Genomic DNA, 5,938 nt, shown 5'->3' with positions numbered 1-5,938 from the left:
CACTACTGAATCGACATAGACAAAATGAGAACTTATGCAAATATTTGTCTATATTTTTAGTTATAGTTAATTACTCTTACAATAATTTTAGTACAGATTTCTAAGCAACATCCTTCAAGTCGCTTACTAATTTAAGAAACTTGAAGGATGTCTTTTAACTGCTCATCTAATTTATTATTGATCTTTTAAGTTGTTATTCAATAAATTTTAGATTGATTTTTAAAAGGTTATTTAACTGTATGCACGTTTACGAGGATGAATCGCCTTTATTCAATACATCCTCAAGTTAAATGGTTTTACACTTGGTTTAAGGCAAAACTCGATACAAAGTTGCAAAACATTGTTCTGCTTTTTCATTACTACAAAAATTAATGGTATGTGCATTTTTCCATTTCACAAAATACTGTGAAATATCACCGGTTTGATCTTCCTGATGCCCTGAACAATCGACCTCGTTATTGTCATATTTAATTTGTAAAATTAAGGCAGGTAACAGGTTGGCAGGATCTTGAGATGGTTGATAGTCATACACCCCAGCAGACCATTCCTGACCACTTTTGATGATCACATCGTTATTACTTTTGAAATTATAATATTCAATGCATTTACGATTATTGGGAATTTGCATACCCCACAGTCCTACAATTTCTGGACGTGTTACAACGCGAAATTTATTTGTATTCTGTACTGACTGTGCCGTTTGAACCGTTGCTAATTTTGTAGCATCAATAGTTGATGTATTTTCATTGGCAATTGCGAATGTTGAACATAAAACAAACGCTGTCATTAGATATATTTTTTTCATACATTTATTGATAGATATAAACCATTTGCTCAAATTAGCATACTTTTAAATTGATTCAGAATCTATAAACATAACTCAACAATTTTTATTTCACCAAAGTGTGATGCAGTTTACATTTATTTAACTTTACAGGTCATGGTTATTTGCTATGATCACATTTTTGTTTCAAATGTTGTCTAAATTAAGCTTTTTTGTTCATTAACCAACAAATTGCAATACAGAGAGTAATCCCTTGCAAGACCTAAGCATGACGCAAACGCCATCTACATTCCAAAGGCAGATTTTTGCCTTTGTGCTGCTCGCGGTTTTGGTTTTTCTTGCCTGTTTGCTGGGTATTATTACTCGTCCCTTAAGTTATTTTGCATTTTTTTGGCCAACCAATGCGCTGTTATTGGGCTTGTTCATTCGTTTTCCAAACCTTAAAAATGCCGCAGGCTTACTGGGCGTATTTACGGGTTATATGGTAGCAGATTTAGTCACCGGCAATTCCATACTAATTAGCCTTGCACTGACTTTCTCTAATCTTATTGCTGTATTGAGTGGCTTGTTTTTATTTGATTATGCACGTTCTAAGCTGTCAATAAATCACCAAAATGTGTCTTTACTGTACCCACATATTATTGGCGTGACTTGTGGATGCTTCTTTGGCGCACTCACTGCAATCACGGTTATTCCGCATCTTCCGCACAGTTTTATGCTGGTAGAAAATCGCTGGATTGATTTTTTTACTTGGTGGTCGGGTGAAGTACTCAATGCCGTTATTATTCTGCCGTTAATTTTGGCTGCACCCAGTTGGCAAAAAATTAAACACGCGACACATTTACAAAATTTAAAGCAAATCCGTGTCTATGACACTTTGCCATTTTTGGCGCTATTACTTTCTATTGTCTGCACACACATTTTTTATGGGCCAGGTGCATTGCTCTACCCGCTTGCAGCTTTAATTTGGGCGGCATCGACCTATCGCTTATTTAACTTATCTGTAATTAACAGTTTGGTGGCATTAACGCTTTACCATAGTGTTACAGGCATGTTTTTAGATGAAGTAAATTCGAGTTATTTAACCACGATTATTTCAATACGTGTCGGGCTTATCATTTTAGCGTTGGCAACTTTACTTTTATGTGTGATCAGTCAAAACCGCAGACAGCTCTATCAAGAAGTTTTATATCTCGCCAATCACGACAGTCTAACTGAAACACTCAACCGTCGTAGTTTTGTCGAGTTCAGTGAAATTGCCTTAAAAGACAGAAAAAATCGTGCAATTTCATTAATCATGTTGGATATTGACCATTTTAAACAAATGAATGATCAATATGGGCATTATGTGGGTGATCGTGCCTTACAACATTTGGTCTCTTTGGTAAAAAGCAACTTACGTGAAACTGATTTATTTAGCCGTATTGGTGGTGAAGAATTTATTATCTTACTTAAAAATAATAGCTTAAGCGAAACAGAAAAAATTGCAGAAAGAATTCGTCGTAGTATTGCGGAAACACCACTCAAATTAGCACAGCGTGAACCGATTACTCTTACTGTCAGTATTGGGGTTTCACACAGCAATCTACCAACTACATTGGCATTACAGGAGCTTGTTAATCAGGCCGATCAAGCCCTGTATCAAGCCAAAACTCGTGGTCGTAATCAGGTCATTCTTGCATCTTAAAGCAAAATCGCATACAACATCATTTTGACAATAACAATTTTCAGGATTGAAATGAAACTTGCAGAATATCTTCAATATGATGCTTTAGGCTTAGCCAAATTGGTGGCCAAAAAAGAAATTCAGGCATCAGAATTACTAGAAATTGCCTTAGACCGAGCCGAACAAACCAATCCAAAATTAAATGCCATTATCATCCCCATGCATGATCATGCACGGCAGCGCACCCAAGCAAAGCTGACTGGCCCATTTGCAGGTGTACCTTTTTTAGTTAAAGATTTATTTCAACAATACAAAGGTTATCCAATCTCTTTTGGCTGTCAGGGCTTAAAACGTGCAGGCCATCTTGCAGAAGAAAATGCTGAAATTGTGAATCGTTGGGAAAATAGTGGTATTGTCACTTTTGGTCGTACCAACACACCTGAGTTTGGCATTAAAGGAATAACTGAACCCGATGCTTGGGGGGCATGTAAAAATCCATGGAATTTAAAACATAATAGTGGCGGTTCTTCGGGTGGTTCAGCTTCGGCAGTAGTAGCAGGAATTGTTCCAATTGCAGGTGCCAGTGATGGTGGCGGCTCTATTCGTATTCCAGCCTCATACTGTGGTTTGTTTGGCTTAAAGCCAAGTCGTGGTCGCACCCCGTGGGGACCTCATACCAGTGAGGCCATGCATGGTGCAGCCATGCAGCATATTTTAAGCAAAAGTGTGCGAGACAGTGCTGCAATGCTTGATGCAACTCATGGGCCAGACTACAACTCTTTATTTAAAATTGAAGCACCAAAAGGTCTTTATTTAGACGCGATTCAAAAGCCGCCTAAAAAACTGCGCATTGCCTATTGCACGCAATCACCTATTGGTACGCCAGTTTCACAAGATGCAGTTCAAGCCATTCAGCAAACTGTGAAACTGTTACAGGCTTTAGGGCATGAAGTGGTTGAAGACCGCCCTGCGATTGATGGAATGCAGTTGGCTAAAGATTTTATTACCACATGGTTTAGCCAGTTTGCTTATTTAATTGCAGAAATTCAAACACGTTTACCTGAAAAATCAGATAACTTTGAGCTAGATTCTTTGGCTTTGGCAGCCTTTGGTGCAAAAACATCTTCTGTAGATTACATTCGTAATTTAAATAACTGGGGTGTGTATGTCACACAAATGAATCACTTTTTTGAGAAATACGATCTGTATTTAATTCCAGCCACGGCATCTGTTGCACCTAAAAATGGTGAGGTCAAAACGCCTGCATGGCAAAAACCAATTTTAAAAACCTTATTGCATGCGGGTAAAGCTCATTGGCTGGCTCAAGGCAAGTTGGTAGATCGCATTGTTAAAGAGAACCTAAAATGGGTACCATTTACCCAACTCGCCAATATTACAGGACTACCTGCCATGTCAGTGCCTTTGTATTGGAATAAAGATAACTTGCCTTTAGGTTCGCAGTTTATTGCGCCCTTTGCACGAGAAGATGTTTTATTACAATTGGCGGCACAACTTGAATATGCACAGCCTTGGTGGGGTCAATACGCAAAAATTCGCATTTAAGAAATCTACGCCCTATTCATATAGGGCGATTTAGCAGCAAAAGCACGCAACTGCAAAATTCAGTTGCGTGCTTTTAATTTAAAAATAGTATAAATCAAGATTTTTGCACTTCTGTAGATTCTACCTGTTTAGGTAAGCCCCAAATAAAAACCAATCCAATAAGCGTTGATAACCCTGCAATAATGAAAATCATCTCGCCAGAAAGTAAATCCCAGTAATGGCCTGCTAAAATACTGCCCAATGCAACACCTAAGCCCCACATCGTGCTATATAAAGCTTGTCCACGACCTTGTTGCCCTACAGAAAAATTCTGAAAAATTACCCGCATCGCAATAATATGAAATAGTCCAAAACTAAATGCATGAATACTTTGTGCTAAAAACTGTACTATGAAAGTACTAGGAAATAAGCCGACCATCACCCAGCGCAGTGCCGTAACTCCTAAACAAAAAGCGACTAAAACACGCCAAGACCACAGCTGTAAAAACCATGTGGCGTAAGCGAACATTATAATTTCTGCAATTACACCAACTGACCACAACAATCCAATCTGCGTGGTTGAAAAACCCGCTTGATGTAAAAAATTACTGTAAAAACTATAAAATGGTGCATGAGAAAACAGTAAAACCAGCTCAATCATAAAAAAGGAATACACCACCGGACGCTTTAAAATAGGCATTAACGGTTCAAGTTGCTTTTGTGATGTAGGTGCAGCGCTGGGTTCCCGAATGCTAAATGACCATAGAAATGCCAAAAGTGAAATGCTGAGTAATAGCATTGGCAGCATAGAAATTGGGATAATTTCTAAAATTGCACCAATACCAAATACCCCAACAATAAAACCAACCGAGCCCCATTTACGCACTTTTCCATATAATTCAGCACGTTTATCCCCTAGCCAAAATAAAGTCACGCCTTCAAACTGCGCCAAAATTGCATTCTGAAAAAAACTAAAAATGAGCATGAGTAAAGCAATCGACTGAAAGCTATTCGGGACTATAAAAATCAGCAGCCATATAAAGGATTCCATCCATGTAGCAATACGTACCAATAACATACGCTTGCCAGATTTATCGGCAATCCATCCCCAAATAAAAGGCGCAAAAAAGCGAGTTAAAATAGCAATTGAAGATAGAAAACCAATTTCCTGATAATTAAAGCCTTGATCTTCTAAATATAAACTCCAAAACGGAAGAAAGGTGCCAACGATTGCATAGTAGAAAAAGTAGAATCCACTTAGTTTGTGTCGAATTGGAATAGGTTGCATTAGCTTGCATATCCTTGCATTTTCAATAACTTAAAATATTCTAAGGTTGCATAGCATTGCATTAGTTTGTCCTTAATTGCAGTTCAACTGTCTACAAATCAGTCTACAAACTTTAAAAAAATATTTTTCCTAATTTTTTGTAGACCGCAGCATAAGACACAGATGTTCTTAATTTTATGATTAAATTTGATGAAAAGCACGTTGCATTAAGTGAGGTGATGGATTGATGGGGTTCTTAGGTGGTTTATGTCGCACTTCAAGTTTTACTCTGCCATGCATATTCCAACTACCTAGCCGCCAAAAGCCTATCAAAAAAACTTAAACAGCCTTTGTGGAACTCTTCGTTAAAATTTATTTCAGGGTCATCTTTTTCGTCGTCACACTTATCTGCTGAGGGTAAGTCATTGTATTTGGCATATAGATACCCATTACATAGCTCGGTGCGGTATTCATGCCCGCACTCAGGGTCTATTCTTCGGGTCTCTTCTGCTTTAAGTGTGAGTAAAGTGCCAGCGATAAGCAAAGCAAGAATGGCTAAAACCAAGTGACTTAGGCTCATTTTAATTTTCCGATTTTATTATTATAGGACTTACGCATTGACGGATTCAAAAAAGTATTAAAATACTTTATAAAGTATCTGTGATCAGACGAATTAAAC

Annotated in this window: 4 protein-coding genes; 2 read left to right on the top strand and 2 right to left on the bottom strand. The window is 37.8% G+C overall.

The window, feature by feature from the left end:
- Positions 1-307: 307 nt before the first annotated feature.
- On the bottom strand, positions 308-805 hold the full coding sequence (locus HHA42_RS12960) for a hypothetical protein (protein WP_168461151.1): 498 nt from the start codon (positions 803-805) through the stop codon (positions 308-310).
- A 247-nt stretch (positions 806-1,052) separates the two neighbouring features.
- Between HHA42_RS12960 and HHA42_RS12955 the strand changes: the two genes are divergently transcribed.
- Together HHA42_RS12955 and HHA42_RS12950 are read left to right on the top strand one after the other, a co-directional pair.
- Positions 1,053-2,471 (top strand): GGDEF domain-containing protein, encoded by a 1,419-nt coding sequence (locus HHA42_RS12955; RefSeq protein ID WP_168526795.1) that lies wholly within the window; start codon positions 1,053-1,055, stop codon positions 2,469-2,471.
- 51 nt (positions 2,472-2,522) lie between these two features.
- On the top strand, positions 2,523-4,013 hold the full coding sequence (locus tag HHA42_RS12950; RefSeq protein WP_168526793.1) for an amidase family protein: 1,491 nt from the start codon (positions 2,523-2,525) through the stop codon (positions 4,011-4,013).
- A gap of 94 nt (positions 4,014-4,107) precedes the next feature.
- Here the strand turns inward: HHA42_RS12950 and HHA42_RS12945 are convergent, their stop codons facing one another.
- A complete protein-coding gene (locus HHA42_RS12945) occupies positions 4,108-5,280 on the bottom strand; it encodes an MFS transporter (RefSeq protein ID WP_168526791.1) in 1,173 nt (390 codons plus the stop codon).
- Positions 5,281-5,938 lie beyond the last annotated feature (658 nt).

This window comes from Acinetobacter sp. A3, from assembly GCF_012371415.1.
GTDB lineage: Bacteria > Pseudomonadota > Gammaproteobacteria > Pseudomonadales > Moraxellaceae > Acinetobacter.
This window is presented reverse-complemented; position numbering and strand designations above follow the sequence as displayed.

Excerpts from the sequence above, each read along its gene's own strand:
- HHA42_RS12945 (WP_168526791.1), bottom strand. The coding sequence starts at position 5,280 with ATGCAACCTATTCCAATTCGACACAAACTAAGTGGATTCTACTTTTTC.
- HHA42_RS12960 (WP_168461151.1), bottom strand. The coding sequence starts at position 805 with ATGAAAAAAATATATCTAATGACAGCGTTTGTTTTATGTTCAACATTC.
- HHA42_RS12950 (WP_168526793.1), top strand. The coding sequence starts at position 2,523 with ATGAAACTTGCAGAATATCTTCAATATGATGCTTTAGGCTTAGCCAAA.
- HHA42_RS12955 (WP_168526795.1), top strand. The coding sequence starts at position 1,053 with ATGACGCAAACGCCATCTACATTCCAAAGGCAGATTTTTGCCTTTGTG.